The organism is Peribacillus sp. GL_122, from assembly GCF_057835005.1.
The window spans coordinates 3042637-3060574 of sequence record NZ_CM174415.1 but is presented as its reverse complement, the minus strand read 5'-3'; the positions used below and the strand labels follow the sequence as shown (position 1 = coordinate 3060574).

The following is a 17938-nucleotide window of genomic DNA, read 5'->3' as shown; positions in this document are numbered from 1 at the left end:
TTAAACATATATTTCGGTTTTGCTAAATTCTCTATACTTTAATAAGGATAAATTTAACCCTTGGCAGAATAGGAGAAAAAAAGAGTAAATAATATTTATTTATGGGGGGGCTTTTAAATGTTCGGTGAAAATGAGGTAAATGATTATCATCTACTAAAATATTCTTTGCTATATGATTTTTTTGTGTATTTTTCTTCGGTTAAAATTTATGGCTTACCATTGGCACAATGTTTATCTAGGCTATTTCTTTTGCCCCATATTCAACCATTTGTTGATCAGAATCTTGGAAATCAATTTCTTATGAATGAATTTCATAAGCAACAAAAATTTCAGACAATGGGAGCTATTAATCAAAAATTAATAGCTTTTGAAAACATTGCCCAGGTTACCATTCAAAAAAATAAGAATTCAATACTGCTTTCGGATGACTATTATGCCTTTGCGATTGATCAACTTAAAGAATATGAAATCACATTATATGGGGTCCATCATAAAGAAATTCATGATAATCTCCCACATCAGTTTAAAAGTGCTCTTTTTAGAAATGAATTGTTAAAAGTTGATAACCAGATGGTTAAGGAGCAACACGCATTTTTAAAGAAAAAGATTGATGAAAAGTTAAAGTTTCTACCACAACATTTTTATTTCAGTACACCCATATTTCAGCAATGGCTTTCAAAAGCCTGTATAACTATAATAAGGTGGGTTTATATATTGGATCAGCAAATTTTGAAGACACGACCAGCTGTAATCATAAATCCTTCAGAAGCTAGTATTTTTGGTACAATCCTTGGACTGCTTTCAAAAAAATATCAGATTCCATTTATCAACCTGCCTCTTACAACCATTGGAGATCTTAACATAATTCCTTCTAGAGCCGATTATTATTTTGTGTGGGGGAAACATCAAAAAGACTGGTTAATGAAGCGATATATTAGTGAAGATAAGATAACTGAAACTGGAAATATAAAATTCTTTTATGATAAGAAAAATCCCTCTATTTCAAAAGAATCATTTTATGAAAAACTTAAAATACCAAGTAATCATTTTATCTTAGGCTTTACAACCCAACCGTATCTAGATACCAATGATAAGCTTGAAAAATGGATAGAGGCTATACCTATTAATCTTCCAGTAACCATCTTAGTCAAAAAACATAGAAACGATAAATATGAATATCCATCATTAAGTACAAAGAAGAACGTACAAATATTATCTAGTGATTACCCATTGTACGATTTTTTACATCATATAGATTGTTTAATGACGATTGCATCTACTACGGCATTTGAAGCCGCACTTTTAGATAAACCACTACTAATCCTTCAACCTAGCATACCCTACCATTATGTGTTAAATCATAATCAAAATAACGCTTATTTTGCACAATCTCAAGCGGGCGAAATAATAGAAAATGCTACAGAGTTAATTCAAGCGATAACAAAAATAACAACGGTCCCAGGCTATGTAGATCATTTAACAAAGAAAGTAAATACATTCCGAAAAGGTTCAATTAAAACAGTACACTGGGCCCCTGCTTTAACAAAAAATAAAATAAAAGAAATTATGATGAAGCATCTATGAAATATTATTCCGAACAAGAAGAGAGTTGTAAAAACAGTAATGAAAAACTCTCTAGAATGGGAATGAAAAAAATGGAATATCGAGAAATAGGTAATGTCGTTTAATTAAATCCGTGTAAATAGGTAAAGCAGTAATATGAATATGTAATAAATAATCTTTATTCGTAGGAGTGGTTTTAATGTACGGTGAAATCGAGATAAATGATTATCATCTAGTCAAATATAATTTAATATATGATTTTTTTCAGTGTTGTTCTTCGGTTGAAATTTATGGACTACCATTAGCCCAATGTTTAGCAGCACAATTTGAAGTGCATATTCAACCATTTGTTGATCGAAACCGAATAAATCAAGCTCTGATTAAAAGATTTCGTATGCTAAGAAGGTTTCAGACAATGGGAGATATAAATCAAAAATTATTAGCTTTTGAAAATATTTCTCCTGTTAATATCAAAAAAAATAAGAATGCAATATTGCTTTCGGATGATTATTATGCATTTGCGGTTGATCAACTTAAAGAATACGAAGTTACACTGTTTGGTGTTCAAGATAAAGAGCAAAATAATAATCTCCCAAAACAGTTTAAAAATTATCTATTTAGGAATGAACTCTTAAAAGTCAATAACGTGGAGGTTAAGCAAAATCAAGTACTTTTAAAAGCACAGGTAGAAATGGTTTTAAAGACTGTTTCTCATTATTATTTTAGTACACCCTTATTTCAACAATGGTTAATAAAAGTATGTTCGAACATTATAAAATGGGTTTATATTTTAGATCAGTTAATTTTAAATACGAGACCATCTGTAATAATAATTCCTTCAGAAGCCAGTATATTTGGTGCAATTCTAGGAATGCTTTCAAAAAAATATAATATACCATTTATCGACATGCCACTTTATATAATTGGGGATCGAACCATAATTCCCTCCAGAGCCGACTATTATTTTGCATGGGGGGAAAATCAAAAAAACTGGTTTTTCGAGCGAAAGATTAAAGAGGAAAAACTTACTGAGACTGGAAATATAAGATTTTATTATGAAAAAAAAAGTCCTGTTAGTTCAAAAGAAGCATTTTATCAAAAATTGAACATTCCAAGCAATCATCAAATCCTAGGTTTTACAACCCAACCATTCCTAGATACCAATTGTCAGCTAGAGAAATGGATAGAAATATTTCCCGAAAGTCTTCCCGTAACCATATTAATCAAAAAACATAAGGGAGATCAATACGAATACCCAATATCAGGTAAAAATAAGAATGTGAAAATCCTATCTAGTGATTACCCATTGTACGATTTTTTACATTATATCAATTGCTTAATGACAATTTCCTCCAATACCGCAATCGAGGCAGCAATTTTAGACAAGCCACTTTTCATCCTACAACCGAACATTCCCTATCATTATAAATTAAACACTAATAAACTCAATGCTCACTTAGCAAAAGCTCAAGCTGGAGAAATAATAGAAAATGCGACAGATTTAATAAAAGCTGTAACAAAAATAACAACCGATCAAAGTTATGTGGATGATTTAAAAAAGAAAGGAAATAAATTTCTGTCAAAGACACTTATATCTGTAGAGCAGGCTCCTATTTTAGCGAAAAATAAAATAGAAGAAATTATTATAAAACATTCATAAATGGGGGGAGGAGAGCTGAAAATATGTTTAAAGTTTTAATCATAGGTAGCGGAAATATAGGATACAGACATTTTGAAGGACTGCTCAAGACAGATTTATCTCTAAAGATATATGTTATAGATCCAAGCGTTGAAGCTTTAAATCTCGCGCAAAGGTGTTATGAGGATTCTAATCCAATAGAGAAAACATGTTATTTTTTCGAATCTATAAAAGATATTCCAGGTCAAATGGATCTATGTATCATTGCTACCAGCTCAAAAGTTAGACTGGAAGTTGCAGAAACCTTATTAAAAACTACTTCAGTGAAATATTTGATTTTAGAAAAAGTGCTATTCCAAAAAGTGAGTGACTACGATCAAATGTCATCTCTTCTTAAGGAATTCAATGTAAAAGGTTGTTGGGTGAACTGTCCGTTAAGAACCCTACCTATATTTATGGAACTGAAAGAGAAAATCAAAACTAGTTTAAACTATTATATTGAATATAGTAATTTTGGGATTGGTTGTAACAGCATTCACCAATTAGATTTATTTTCCTTTTTGACAAATTGTCTAGACCTGAAGATTGAAACGAGTAAATTGGAAAATGTAGTTGAGAGTAAAAGAAAGGGATATTTGGAGGTTTTGGGAGTATTAACAGCTTGTACGAATAAGGAAGATACATTGATCATTTCATCAAGTAACCAATCAAGTCTTGAGTATGTCATGAAATTTAAATTTAACGAAGAAATTTGGACGATATTCCCTTTGTTGGAGAAAATCACGGTAGAAGACACTCAAAATAATGAATTTATAGAAAAGGTTATCAACTATCCAAAGCAAAGTTCGATTACCTCTCTCTTAGTAACTGATTTATTATTACTTGGAAAATGTTCTCTTCCGGATTATGAGACATCTAAAAAACTACATGTAAACTTGATTATTAATCTAAATACTTTCTTCTCAAAGGTTCTAGGTCATAGGGTGATAGAATGTCCAATCACTTAAAACCAATACTTCTTGTAGGCGCAGGGAATATGGGCTCTGAGTATGCAAAAGTTTTAAAGCAAATGAATCAATCATTTCATGTATTCACAAGATCTGAGGAAACAGCTCTTCATTTTCAAGAGTTAATTGGAAAGGAGGCTTCATTTGGAAATCTAGATCAAATATTGCATGAAAAGCATTCATATGATAGGGCAATCGTGGCCGTTTCCGTAGAACATTTAAAAGAAGTCGCCATTACGCTTATGCAAAACGGTGTTAAAGAAATCCTGCTTGAAAAACCAGGAGCAGTTAGTGGTGATGAATTAATAGAATTGCAAGCAGTAGCTCAAATATTTAATTCAAAAGTATTTATTGGGTACAATAGAAGGTTTTATGAATCGGTTAACAAGTTGCTTTCGTATGTCACAGAAGACAATCCTATTCGCTCTATACATTTTGATTTTACAGAACTTAGCAAGCAAATAGAAAAAAGTAAAAATACAAATGAAGTGAAGAAAAATTGGCTAATTGCCAATTCTTCACATGTCATCGATCTAGCATTTTTTATTGCTGGAAAACCAAAAGTAATACAATCTTTGTCCACAAATCATCTAGCTTGGCACCCTGATGCGGCTATCTTTACAGGCTCTGGAATGACAAACAATGATGTATTGTTCAGTTATCACGCGAATTGGAAATCACCAGGTAGGTGGGGAATTGAAGTAATGACTGACCAATACAAACTTATTCTTCAACCGCTCGAAAGATTATATATAATGAAACACAATTCCTTTCATATAGAAGAAATATCCCTCATAAAACATCATGATACAGAATTCAAACCTGGTCTTTTTAAACAAGTCCAAGCTTTTCTTACTGATAAAAGGCACTTAGTCGATGTGTCAGAGCAGATACAATCCGTTAACAGGGTATACAACTCAATATTATTTGGATATAAACAAAAATAGAGTAATAATATTTGTGAAAAAAACTTATAGGATGCTACTTTTCCTCAAAGTTAATATAGAAGGTGAAGGAGGAAAGGGAAATGCCATACAAGGTTCTTGATGGCTCGGGACAGGATAAGTGAATATATGATTGGTTTGATCGCCAGGGAGGATTTAACTAACGACTATGAAGCTGAATCGACGGCTATGCTTTTCTTCGCTAACGAAAGGGATACTTGTCTCAAATGAAGCATTTTAGAGCAGGTTTTATTTCGGCTTACCGGTTCAGTTTCAGGGAGGAACCTTAATAATTTAACAGCGGTTCTATCTTATTTGGCTAGTGGGTGGACTCTTTATATTTACCATTGAGAGACATAGAAAAACCCGAATTAGAGGGCACTTTTTTATTAGTATATATTATTCGGGTATATAACAATCGCACCATAAGTTCATGTGCAAATCATAATAAATGTTCACTCCTTCTTCAATTAAATCCTTTCAATGAAACTTAAAGCTGAAGCATTTTAAATTTGAGTGATATAGGGAATGTTTAAATGCAATAAATAGTTGAATTTTGTAACACATCTTAGGGTGGTATATTTTCCGGAAAGACTACCAGGCTCCCAATTAGCGTAGGAATGTCTACTTTTTTTATAATAGACTTTTGCCATTCAATATTTACAAATTCTTAAATAATTTATAATTGTTTTGCATATAGACAATAGTACAAACAATAAAGAGGACTAGTTCATTTAATAATAAAAAGGTTTACTTTACCCTATAGAAAATTCAATTTTCACATTGCTAGACGATTACCAAACTAAACAAAAAAAGTAAAGGAGGGGTTTTGCGATAATTTAAAAAGCAATTATTCCTGCGGCTGGATATGGAACGAGGGGTTTACCCGTAACGAAGGTTGTTCCAAAAGAATTATTTCCGATAGTTGTTAAGCCTGCTATTCATTATGTCGTAGAGGAGGAAATGGCGTCAGGCATTGAGGAAATATTAATCGTCGTTTCACCATCATAAAATCTGATTGCAAACTATTTTGATCGGTCACTTGAATTTGAAGCATTTCTTGATAAAAAACAAAAAACTCATTTATTAGAAAAAAACAAGATTCCCAATTTTCATATCCAATACACTATACAGCCCTATGCTAGTGGGCTTGGTGATGCAATCCTCTTAGGGAAAAACTTTGTTGGAAATGAACCACTTGCTGTATTGTTGCCTGATGAAGTTATTATTGAAAAAGAGACGGCTGGATTAGGTCAGTCAGTAAGAGTTTTTGAAAAAAATAAAAAAAGTGTACTCGGTCTAAATGAAGTTGAAAAACAGTTGTTGTCAAACTACGGTGTGATGAATTGAAAAATATAGATAGTGGTATAGGTAAAGTTATCAATATCGTTGAAAACCATCAAACGATCCACCTTCAAATTTAGCTGTCATTTGAAACCATTTAATTTTTCTTGTTTAGAAAAAATCCTGGAGTTGGTGATGAAAGGTCAAATAACAGATGCCATTAATGAAATGCTGAAAATTAGAAAATGTCTATGGGGAAAACGATTGATGGAGACAGATTCGATATTAGTAGATTTGAAGTGTACAAGGCAGCAGATCAATATAATTAAAAATTTAATGAGTAAAAGCCTAAAATCAAATAAAAAGAGATAGGTAAATAGGTAAATTACATGCAAGCAAAAAATATGTAAGTTAATAAAAGGAGAAAGTAATTTGAACCCTGAAAATATGAAAACTCCATTGGAAGTTCTTAAAGAGTATAATTTATCAGATTTTCTCATGACGTCCCTTACACGTAATTCTGCAAAAGATCTTCTATTCAAATTAAATCCTCTGTTTGAAAACTACCTTAAAGTTTGTTCTGAAGACCTACCATACAAAGACATTTTTTATAAAGCTGATTCCATGTTCCCTCATGAATTTCACAAGCAAGTAAAACAAATTGGAGAACAAGGAAAAATAAAAAAATTAGGCAATTATCAAGAGCTATTAGTTTTAGCAGGACGCGAGAAGAGCAAATATGAATTTCTTGTTAAAGGGACTGAGGCAGGATGAAAACCATTGCTTATTTTGTAAGTGAAAACATTAAAACACACCAACGTTTTATATATAATCAAATCGTAAAAATAAGTAGCTATCGCTCAATCGTAATCGGCCCATTCGACGATACCAACCAAACAGAGTTCCCCTTTGAAAACTACTATAATTTAAACAAGATTAAAGATCTAGAAAATTTCTTCAAAGAACAAGAAATCATAGCCATTCATGCTCATCACGGAAAACATGGACAAGAAATTTTGCCTGTATGTGAAAAATATAATATCCCATTGATTGTTAGCATTAGAGGACGTGATGGTTCTGATAGACCAGAAATTTTCAGAAAAAATGCTAAGCGATATTCATCATTTATTAAACATGGTGCACACTTTTTTCCTGTTTGCCAATATCTTGCAGAAGGATTAAGAAGTTTAGGAATTCCGGATGAAAAAATTCATGTGTTATATGGTGGTATCGAAACAGATCTTTTCGCCTATTCTACCCCCATTCTTCCTAAAGAAGGCGAAATAAGAGTTTTATCTGTAGGTAGACTTGTAGACAAAAAAGGATTTGTTACTCTTATAAATGCATTTAAACGGATTTATTCACAATATCCAAGGGCTAGACTGCATATTATTGGAACAGGTGAAGATGAGGAAAAAATTAAATCGGTCATTACAGAATTTAACCTTAAAGATGTTGTGATTCTTAGAGGAGCTATGGATTCAAAACAAGTTTCGAACGAATTAAAAAAAGCTCATATCTTTTGTCTTGCAAGTCAGACAGCTAAAACTGGTGATATCGAAGGCATCCCTAATGTCTTAAAAGAAGCAATGGCTAGCGGTTTACCTGTCGTTTCCACTCAACACGCGGGAATCCCTGAATTAATTGAACACCAGAGAACAGGTTACCTAGCTCCAGAAAAAAATGATATTGAGTTAGCGAAAGGCATACAATTCTTTTTAGACCATCCAGAGATTTGGAACGCCTATACGGAAAGAGCACGGAAAGTCATTGAAGAAAAATTTGATGTCAATAAACAAATTATGGAGCAAGAAAGATTATATTCTCTCGTTAATACAACGGAAACGAAGACGGAAGCCGAAATGGAAACGAAGACGGAAGCCGAAATGGAAACGAAGACGGAAGCCGAAATGGAAACGAAGACGGAAGCCGAAATGGAAACGAAGACGGAAGCCGAAATGGAAACGAAAACGGAAACGAAAACGGAAACGAAGACGGAAGCCGAAATGGAAACGAAAACGGAAACGAAGACGGAAGCCGAAACGGAAACGAAGACTAATATATCAGTAAACTTAATTATTTCAATTGCAGCAAATAAAAGTAATGGAGCCATAACTCCAACTATGGCTGAAGCCGAAATGGAAACGAAAACGGAACAGAAAACGGAAACGAAGACGGAAGCCGAAATGGAAACGAAAAAGGAAAAGAAAAAGGAACAGAAAACGAAAACGGAACAGAAAACGGAAACGAAGACGGAAGCCGAAATGGATACGAAAAAGGAAAAGAAAAAGGCGCAGAAAACGAAAACGGAACAGAAAACGAAAACGAAGACGGAAGCCGAAATGGATACGAAAAAGGAAAAGAAAAGGGAACAGAAAACGAAAACGGAACAGAAAAAGAATACGGAAAACGAAAAGGAAAAGAAAACGAAAACGGAAAGGAAAAGAAAAAGAAATCGAAAAAATAATTCAAGTAAGGAAAACTTAAAAACAGTTACGAAAAACAAGCTGGATACCCAATAGTTATCATTTAAGCAGGTAGGGGAGTGACATGGGCTATATTGAAGATTTACGCAAGCTTGTGGGAAAAAGGCCAGTTATTTTAACAGGGGCAAAAGTATTAGTATTTAATCCACTTGGGCAGATTTTATTACAATTTCGAACAGATACAAATGTATGGGGATTACCAGGGGGACTTATGGAGCTAGGAGAATCATTAGAGGAAACAGCATTGCGTGAAGTAAAAGAAGAAACAGGTTTAACGATTGGTCGATTACAATTTCTAAAAGTTATATCAGGCGTAAACTATTTTATTCACTTACCAAATGGAGATCAATTCTATTCTGTTAATGCTTTTTATATAACAAATGAAATTATCGAAGGAACCTTGAAACCTGATGGTAATGAAGGAAGTGCTGTAAAATTCTTTTCAATAAATCAGTTGCCAAAAGATATGGATCCCGAAATCAAGAAAGAAATTTATAATTATTCAAGATTTCGCAATTGAATTCTTTCGAAAACCAGCCGTATTTTCGCTCTTCCAAAGAAATAGTGAAGAATAAATGACGCTCTTTCCAAAGTATTGGTTAGGAATATGAATGGATCTAACCAACAACTTTGGAAGGAGGACATTTGGCGATTCTTCAACTCCGTTGCAGGATAAGGAACTACTTTAGGAAGCTAAAAATGATATCGTAATGGGTGTTTTAGGAACGATGGCTTTTAGACTTCATACTCATTGATCGCCTACAATGTGTACTAAGGTCAAAGAGAAAAGAAAAATATACAGGCTGGAAGGAGCTGTTTTTTCATGGACTGGAAGTCTTTATATACTATTTGGACAAGTTACAGAAATTTAGATAATGAAATGCGTTTAATGCTTGAAGAAATGAAGGATGATGAGATAGCACTTGAAGACGCCTTTTATAAAAATTTGGAATTCGGGACGGGTGGTATGCGAGGGGAAATTGGTCCAGGTACGAATAGAATGAACATTTATACCGTGCGAAAAGCGACAGTAGGACTTGCTGAGTATATTCAATCGTTTGGAAACGAGGCAAAATCCAGAGGAGTCGTAATTGCTTACGATTCAAGACATAAGTCTCCAGAATTTGCATTGGAAGCAGCCAAGACTTTGGCAACAAAGGGAATTAAAGCTTATTTATTTGATGAATTACGGCCTACCCCACAGCTCTCTTTTTCCGTACGTAAGCTGAGTGCATTTGCCGGTATCGTCATTACAGCAAGCCATAATCCGCCTGAATATAATGGGTATAAAGTGTACGGATCAGACGGTGCACAGCTACCTCCTGTAGCGGCGGATCAAGTCATTAATTACGTGAACACGATTGAAAGTGAGCTTTCCATTGTAGTGGAGGAAGAAGAAATCCTAAAAGACAGAGGGCTCATTCAAATCATTGGGGAAGAGCTGGATACTGCTTATAATAAGCATTTGCTCACTATTCCGGAAGATCCAAAGTTAGCAAATGAAATCGATGTAAAGCTCGTGTTTACACCGCTTCATGGTACAGCCAATAAATCAGTAAAACGTGCTTTGCATGATCTAGGATATCGAAATGTCCATATTGTTAAAGAACAGGAAATGCCCGATGCTAACTTTCCTACTGTTAAATCGCCTAATCCAGAGGAACATGCTGCTTTTGAATTGGCCATCGCGCTTGGAAACCGTGTCGACGCTGATTTATTGATTGCCACCGATCCAGATGCGGATAGGCTCGGAATTAGCGTGAAAAATAATGCTGGAAATTATGTCGTATTAACAGGAAACCAAACAGGCGCTCTCTTTTTGGATTATTTAATTTCACAAAAACAAAAGAAAGGGACTCTTCCAGAAAATGGAGTGGTATTAAAGACCATTGTGACTTCAGAAATAGGACGCGCGATTTCTGATCAAAATGGTTTGAAAACGGTAGATGTTTTAACTGGATTTAAATTCATTGCTGAAAAGATCCATGAATACCACACAAGTGGAGAACATTCTTTCCTGTTTGGCTATGAAGAAAGCTATGGATATCTAATCAAAGACTTTGCACGAGATAAGGATGCCATACAGGCGACTATTCTGGCAGTGGAAGTTTGTGCCTATTATAAAAAGCAAGGCAAAACGATGTACGAAGGTTTACTGCATGTTTTTGAGAAATATGGCTATTACTTGGAAGATTTACGATCGTTAACTTTAAAAGGAATTGAAGGTGCCAGACAAATTCAAGCGATCCTTAATGAATTCCGTGAAAATCCACCAGAGCAAATATCTGGTCATAAAGTAGTGGTTCGAGAGGATTATCTCAGCAGAAAAAAATACATGTTTGCGTCAAATAGGGAAGAGGCCATCAAGCTCCCAAAATCCAACGTATTAAAATACTTTCTTGATGATGGCACATGGGTATGTTTACGACCTTCCGGAACGGAACCTAAAGTTAAATTTTATTTCGGTGTTCAAGGAAGCTCGATGAAGGAAGCTAAGGGGAAATTATCCACCGTTATGGAAGATTTTATGAGAAGAATCAATAAAATGCTTTAAAGAAGGACTCTCATTCAGAGGATTTTCTTTAAAAAACTAGGGTCAGCATTCATTATGTAAAGAAATGCGGGCCATTCTTTGTCTATCATTAGATTATTACTGCTTTCTAAATCTAGCACACAGCCTTTCGGAGTCATAAATACCCTGCGAGAAATCAAGGTTCCCGGTAGGTCGTCCTTAGGTCTTTCGGCGTTGTATCCCAACATGGGTTGGGTAAGAGGGTGTGCGTGGTAGGGTATAAGGGGCTGATGCTGATATTTATTACTTTTCTACACTAATTGGAATATTGAACATATAATATACTATTCCAATCCAATTGTCCAAATCCCCCCTATATAGTAGCCTTGCTGATACCGTATGACGTTACGTAGTACAGTTGTACAGGCCCTAGGATGGGCCTTATGAAAGGTGCTAAATGGGGAGGGTTTTTAAAAGGGTCCTTATTGGCGCTCATGGTGAGGCCATCCCCTATGAGAAAAGTCAAATAAGAAAAGAACCTTTAAAGTTGAAGTCTTAAAACGTAAAGCTAGAACATTTAACATAATACATAAAATCGACATTCAAACAAAAGAACCTACCCAATTTAACTATGGCAGAGGAATGTTATAAAGATATATTTTATATAGCGTGCATACCCCGAACTGGTTCATTAAGGGTGCCTCTAAGACTCCTTTAATAACACTTTCCCGTGGACTTGCCGGATATTACTAAAGGAACTGGAGTAACCGTTAACTCAGTCCTTCCAGGTCTTACATGGACAGCAGGTTTTGCTCAATTCATTACAGATTGGAAGAAGAGGGGGGAAACTACTAAAAGTAATGTTTTTAAGTTCATGATATCTTCCAAAACACACCTGTGTTTTTATATATAGTTTCTGTGTTTATTGAAAAAAAAGTATTAAATTTAAGAACATGGAATAAGTATTAGAAGTGAAAGTGGAGCTTGCTTAGTTATTTTTTTCATCTATATTTATCTCCAACTTTCTTCCTTTTTATTATTAGGGAATAGACGTTTTTTCGAAAAAAGAAAATTTCAATCTCATGAACTTCTTTTAAAAAACATCAAATTTCTTTCCTGCTTATAATAATACTCGAAGGTGAGTGAACATGAAAAATAGAATGAAAACAAGAATGATAAAGATACTTAGTGGAAACAAGGAAATTAGATTAACCGTTCAAGTTGCAGATACTCAAAGAAAAAGAGAAAAGGGCTTAATGTTTGTTGGGAAATTACCCGAAAATGAGGGGATGCTATTTGTGTTTTCAGAAGAAATATATGGTGGATTTTGGATGAAAAACACTTTAATTCCTTTATCTATTGCTTTTCTTGACTCAGCTGGGGAAATTCTGAAAATACTTGATATGGAGCCTTGTAAAGAGTATATATGCCCTACCTATGATCCAGAAATATCATATAATTATGCAATTGAAGTGAATCTTGGATGGTTTGAAAAGAATCAAATTAAAGTAGGGGATTATGTAAAGCTTGGTTGAATTCATATCACCTCACCTTTAGTTCTTTGAGGTGAGTTTTAAATGGATATTTATGTTAATGCTACTCGGGAGATTGTGAAGAATTGTACTTAAACAAAATAAGGTGCTTTAAACTTTATTACCAGGAGCTGTTCAGCAGCTCCTTTTCTTATGCAACTAGAGAGGCAGGTTACTTGAATAAGGACTATCTATATTTAGATCATAATGTGGGTAAAATAACCAAAATAATTGTAAGAGGTGTTGGTATGAAACAAATTGTTTTGGGCATATTTATTATCTTAACTTTTGTCATTTCTCCTATACAAACAAATGCAACAACTTTGCCTTGTAGTATGGTATTGGATCCAATTGATAAAAAGCTTACAAATTCAAAGGGAACAGCATTGGTTTATAAAGTGCAGTTGCGCCCACCAAGTTTTGCACGAACTAATATAAGTATTCTTGGGGTACACCTTCCAGAGCCATCTTCTTATGGGAATTACGATAGCTATGAAGGTTTTGCTTTTATACCAGACGAAATTAGTTGGCGTTTCAGGCTTTATCCTTCTCCAGAAAAAGATAGTCCAACTTGGGCTGGAAGATTTGATGAAATTACAGCGAAAATGGAAAATGTAGAAGTACATGTGCGTCTTTCTAATTCAAAAACTGAAAAATTGGGACCCATTATATTAAGAAGTAATATCAAAAACTGTAAGTAGCTATTGAACTAACGGATACTTTCGTATTCTAAGGTCGTCCAGTAAAATTACTGGTTGACCTTTTTTTAATAGAATCTATTTTATCAGTAGCCAGGGTAGGACGTACGGGTGCGTGGGACTTAATCCCGTGAAGTAAATTGTCCGCCAGAAACATGTTTAAGGCTGATTGTACTTAGATTCGTATAACAAGCGAAGCTATGACACTGCATGGAGGAATATGATTAGTAAGTAGAGGAGGAAAATTGGAAGGTTTTTTTATTGTTGTTAAAGGAATATCCTACTTCAGAGGCGGTATTACAGCTGGAGAAAGTAGACTAGCAGAGAGTAAAATTGAGTTCTGTCCTAACAAATAGGGCGAATGGGATTTCTTACCTGTTCCCTTACCTTCAAAGATGGACACATCCACTCAAAAATCATTATTAGGACATGACTAAAACGAACTTTTAAAAACTTATATAATACATAAGATGGAGCTTGACAGCAGTAACTGGGCATCTATTTTTCCGAGGCAACAAAACAAAAATATGAAAAGTTGGCTAAAACAGATTGACAGTGATAATCATTATCATATAAAATACTAAATGAAAATGATTATCAATTTCATTTAGTTATATTGCATGTTAATAAAAAGAATTTCGATATTAAAAAGGCGACAATAATGAATATACAGTTTGGACCAGGAAGAAAAATTAAAAAATTAGTCAACCTTATCAGAATAGACGGTAACTCTGACCAAAAACAGTCTGACTGACAAAGAGCTAAGGTTGAAGTAGAATTCAAAAAAAACTGAATGTGAGTGAGGGAGGAAAACCTATGAATAAAAATTTTGTAATATTGGAATTATTTCAGCATCAAGTAAGCTGCTGCTGTCCTGGGCAAAGGCACCAACATATAATTGAGTTTCTTCAAGGTGATGTTTGGACAATTACAAACGAACGGAAGTACGTTGATTGCCTAGGATGGCACTCTTTAATAGTTGTCAACAATGAGTTTCAGTTTTTTATGCATGTGGAAGATATTGAGGAACTGTATACCAATGGTAGCATTTGCTCCATTTTGGATTTGAACCTAAAACTTAACCATTTGAGCTTTAAAGTAAACGAAGCACTAGATGCACATGATAGGGAGTCTTTTCTTTCATTTGCCGATGAATTGAGCAACGTAGAGAAAATAAAGAATAAAATGAACTCTGGAGATGTACATGTTTTTTAAGAAAACAGGGCAATTTCATGAACATATAAAAAAAACAATAATTCGTTTGAGTTGCCTTTTCATTACCAAGGATACCTCTCTGATTTGGAAAATTTTGTAGTTACCCTGGCAAATGTAATGGAAGAATATAAGGTCATCCAATCGATTCCCGGTATAGGAGGGAAAATCGCAGCTAAGATTATCCCTAAAATGGGTGAAATAGGTTGCCTTCACTGGAGTGGCTCTAAGCGTTCACTCATCGGGTAAATTTAAGGCAACCTCGTATTACTAAAAGGGGTTTTGACAAGACTACGTCATTCCTGGTATCTTGCCGTACTATGGGGCAGAAAGAAGGAATTTAATAATCGATACCGGCAGCTTCAGCTAAATATTCAATTAGATGAAGGGCGCGCATTGATTGTGTGAGTCCTTCACGATCAATACCAAGTTTCATCTGTAATAGGCAGCCAGGATTTGTTGTAATAATAACAGCTGCCTCTGTGGTTTTAGTGTGCTTCATTTTCTCGTCAAGAATCTGCATGGATGAATCATAGTTTAAAATATTATAAATGCCTGCAGATCCACAGCACATGTCAGCCTGATCCATTTCAATAAGTTGTATTCCAGGCACTTGTTTCAATAATTCGACTGGTTCTTGCGTTACTTTTTGAACGTTCGTCATATGGCAAGAGCGCTGATACGTAACTCTCTCGCCAGCTCGGGCTGCTATCTCTGGTAATCCGCATTCAACAAGAATTTGGCTGATATCTTTTGACTTAGCTGAAAAAGCTCTTGCTCTGTCTGCCCATTCGCTGTCATCTGAAAGTGAATGACCGTATTCATATAACATGGCGCCGCATCCTCCAGCATTATTGACAACAAAATCAGCTTCCACTTTTTCAAAAGCCAGAATGTTTTGTTTCGCAAGATTGCGTGCTTCATCCATTTCTCCAGAATGGGCGTGCAGTGCGCCGCAGCATGTTTGTTTCGGTACAACGACAACATCACAGCCCGCTTCTGAAAGAAGCTTAATGGATAATTGGTTAATGTGGTGGAACATCGCATCCATAATACAACCGGTGAAAAAGGCAACTACATATTTCGGATTCAATTTTGCTTTCACTTCTGTCAGGGCACGCCCTCGTTCCACCGGTGAAACCGGTTCCGGCATGATTGCTTCGAATGCACCAAGATTATAAGGTAACTTTTTCATAATACCTGATGAACGAGTCACTTTTTGCAGCCCACTTTTTTTGTACAGCCAAATGGAGTGTCCAGTGACGTTCATCATCTTCCTACTTGGGAAAACCTTTTTCAGCATTGATTTTCGCAGTAGTCGCACAGGAATAGAAAAGGTTTTGCGTTTGACAAGTGCTGCGCGAGTGGCTTCTAAAATGGAACCATATTCTACACCTGTCGGGCAGGCTGTTTCGCACGCCCTGCAGCCTAAACACAAATCGAATGGTTCTTCGAGAACAGATAAGTCTGTAATTTTTCCTTCACCGACCATTTTCACTAAGTTAATTCGACCACGTGGTGAATGTGTCTCTTTTCCGAATGTTGTATAAGTCGGACACACAGGCAAACAATAGCCGCATTGGACGCAGTTATTCGTTTTGTCGTATTGAAGTTCTGCTCTTAACTGTTTAAGTGATGTTTCCATGTTAGCTCAACTCCAATTTTTGTCCCGGTTCAGGGAAAATTTTCCCTGGGTTCATAATGTTATTTGGATCCCATACTTCTTTAATCCGTTTCATAATATCGAGGCCAGCTGCCCCTAGCTCCATTTCCATAAAGGGAGCTTTCATCATTCCAATGCCATGCTCGCCGGACAAGGTTCCTCCAAGCTCAATGGCCGCCATAAAAATATCCGCAACAGCTAGTTCAACGCGACTCATTTCTTCTTTATCCGTTTTATCACAAATAATGTTAGGATGAAGGTTACCATCACCTGCATGCCCAAAAACAACGAGATGAACACCGTACTTGTCTCTTATTTTCTGCAGTCTTTCACACATTTGAGGAATTTTGCTGCGAGGAACGGTGGCGTCTTCTGAAATTTTCGTAGGCTTAATCCGAACAATGGCCGGAGATACGAGCTTTCGTGCTCTCCATAGTTCCGCTTCTTCGAATTTGTCCTTTGGAATTCTAACTTCTCTTGCTCCTACGGCACGACATAATTCAGAAGCCTGGGCAACTTCTTCTTGCAAAGCAAGTGGATGGCCATCCATTTCAATTAAAATAAGTGCAGCCGCATCAACAGGTAAGCCAAGTGGCTCAAACTGTTCAACTGCTACAATGGATGCCTGATCCATCAATTCCATTTTTGAAGGGAAGATACCGGCAGAAAGAATTTTGGAAATCGCACTTCCTGCATCTACTAAACTATCAAAAATAACCATTATTGTTGCAGTAGCCTTCGGTTTAGGAATGAGTCTGAGCACTGCTTTCGTAATGATGCCGAGTGTACCTTCTGATCCGACAATCAGCTTCGTTAAGTCGTATCCTGTCACATTCTTAACGGTACTCCCGCCTGTTTTTATGAGTTCTCCTTCAGGTGTAATCACTTCAAGGCCAATAACATAATCTTTCGTTACGCCGTATTTCAGCCCCCTCGGCCCTCCAGAGTTTTCAGCTAAATTGCCGCCAATTGTCGAGACGTGAGAACTGCTTGGGTCAGGTGGATACATAAATCCTTTTTGTTCAGCTGCTTTATGTATATTCGATGTCAAAACACCAGGAGAAACCACTGCTACAAGGTCCTCTTCGTGAATTTCCAGAATATCATTCATCACAGATAAATCGAGGACGATGCCCCCTTTAACCGGAAGCGGCCCGCCACTTAAACTAGTAGACTGGCCCCGTGGATAAAGAGGGATTTTTTCCCGATTCGCAAACTTCACGAGGGATACTAGCTCTTCTGTACTTTTTGTCTGAATGACGAGGTCCGGCAAATACGTCCCGAATGAAGCATCGAATGAATAGCTAAAGCGGTCACTTTCATCTGTATAGACTTTTCCCGTTTTTATAATTGCATCGATTTCCTGAATGTGATTGGCGGTTACTACTTTCATTTCAT

13 protein-coding genes and 3 pseudogenes are annotated in these 17938 nt (G+C 35.6%); 14 read left to right on the top strand and 2 right to left on the bottom strand.

Going from position 1 to position 17938, the window contains the following annotated elements; all coding sequences use genetic code 11:
• Window positions 1-117 precede the first annotated feature (117 nt).
• The 14 genes and pseudogenes from AC3ISB_RS14715 to AC3ISB_RS14650 form a co-directional block, all read left to right on the top strand.
• The gene (locus AC3ISB_RS14715; protein ID WP_480339530.1) at window positions 118-1584 is read left to right on the top strand and encodes a CDP-glycerol glycerophosphotransferase family protein; all 1467 of its coding nucleotides are present in this window, start codon (window positions 118-120) and stop codon (window positions 1582-1584) included.
• A 178-nt stretch (window positions 1585-1762) separates the two neighbouring features.
• Window positions 1763-3223: a CDP-glycerol glycerophosphotransferase family protein gene (locus AC3ISB_RS14710; protein ID WP_489273626.1), complete on the top strand. Its 1461-nt coding sequence runs from the start codon at window positions 1763-1765 to the stop codon at window positions 3221-3223.
• A gap of 23 nt (window positions 3224-3246) precedes the next feature.
• On the top strand, window positions 3247-4209 hold the full coding sequence (locus tag AC3ISB_RS14705; RefSeq protein WP_489273625.1) for a Gfo/Idh/MocA family oxidoreductase: 963 nt from the start codon (window positions 3247-3249) through the stop codon (window positions 4207-4209).
• A complete protein-coding gene (locus tag AC3ISB_RS14700; RefSeq protein WP_141994387.1) occupies window positions 4194-5156 on the top strand; it encodes a Gfo/Idh/MocA family protein in 963 nt (320 codons plus the stop codon). The genes AC3ISB_RS14705 and AC3ISB_RS14700 overlap by 16 nt, the downstream gene beginning before the upstream one ends.
• Before the next feature lie 846 nt (window positions 5157-6002).
• A pseudogene (locus tag AC3ISB_RS14695) lies at window positions 6003-6766 on the top strand (sugar phosphate nucleotidyltransferase).
• Window positions 6767-6869: 103 nt separating this feature from the next.
• Window positions 6870-7211, top strand: a complete 342-nt coding sequence (locus tag AC3ISB_RS14690) for a hypothetical protein (protein ID WP_141994386.1) — start codon at window positions 6870-6872, stop codon at window positions 7209-7211.
• Window positions 7208-8959, top strand: a complete 1752-nt coding sequence (locus tag AC3ISB_RS14685) for a glycosyltransferase (protein WP_489273624.1) — start codon at window positions 7208-7210, stop codon at window positions 8957-8959. Before AC3ISB_RS14690 ends, AC3ISB_RS14685 begins: the two co-directional genes overlap by 4 nt.
• Window positions 8960-8987: 28 nt before the next feature.
• Window positions 8988-9443 (top strand): NUDIX hydrolase, encoded by a 456-nt coding sequence (locus tag AC3ISB_RS14680; protein WP_489273623.1) that lies wholly within the window; start codon window positions 8988-8990, stop codon window positions 9441-9443.
• Between the two features lie 303 nt (window positions 9444-9746).
• Window positions 9747-11477 carry a phospho-sugar mutase gene (locus AC3ISB_RS14675; protein ID WP_489273622.1) on the top strand — a complete coding sequence of 577 codons (1731 nt, stop codon included), beginning with the start codon at window positions 9747-9749 and terminating at the stop codon, window positions 11475-11477.
• Between the two features lie 660 nt (window positions 11478-12137).
• Window positions 12138-12258 (top strand): annotated as a pseudogene (locus tag AC3ISB_RS14670) (oxidoreductase); the annotation flags it as partial.
• Window positions 12259-12583: 325 nt separating this feature from the next.
• Complete coding sequence (locus AC3ISB_RS14665; protein ID WP_098369594.1) at window positions 12584-12970, top strand: DUF192 domain-containing protein; 387 nt, start codon at window positions 12584-12586, stop codon at window positions 12968-12970.
• Window positions 12971-13215: 245 nt separating this feature from the next.
• Window positions 13216-13668 carry a YoqH family protein gene (locus AC3ISB_RS14660; RefSeq protein ID WP_141995194.1) on the top strand — a complete coding sequence of 151 codons (453 nt, stop codon included), beginning with the start codon at window positions 13216-13218 and terminating at the stop codon, window positions 13666-13668.
• Window positions 13669-14481: 813 nt separating this feature from the next.
• Window positions 14482-14880, top strand: coding sequence for a hypothetical protein (locus tag AC3ISB_RS14655; RefSeq protein ID WP_489273621.1), 399 nt, complete (start codon window positions 14482-14484; stop codon window positions 14878-14880).
• A gap of 63 nt (window positions 14881-14943) precedes the next feature.
• Window positions 14944-15204, top strand: a pseudogene (locus AC3ISB_RS14650) (transposase); the annotation flags it as partial.
• Between the two features lie 13 nt (window positions 15205-15217).
• On the opposite strand, the gene AC3ISB_RS14645 reads toward AC3ISB_RS14650, so the two are convergent.
• Together AC3ISB_RS14645 and AC3ISB_RS14640 are read right to left on the bottom strand one after the other, a co-directional pair.
• The gene (locus tag AC3ISB_RS14645) at window positions 15218-16522 is read right to left on the bottom strand and encodes a (Fe-S)-binding protein (RefSeq protein WP_489273620.1); all 1305 of its coding nucleotides are present in this window, start codon (window positions 16520-16522) and stop codon (window positions 15218-15220) included.
• A 1-nt stretch (window position 16523) separates the two neighbouring features.
• The gene (locus tag AC3ISB_RS14640) at window positions 16524-17933 is read right to left on the bottom strand and encodes an FAD-binding oxidoreductase (RefSeq protein WP_489273619.1); all 1410 of its coding nucleotides are present in this window, start codon (window positions 17931-17933) and stop codon (window positions 16524-16526) included.
• Between the last annotated feature and the right edge of the window lie 5 nt (window positions 17934-17938).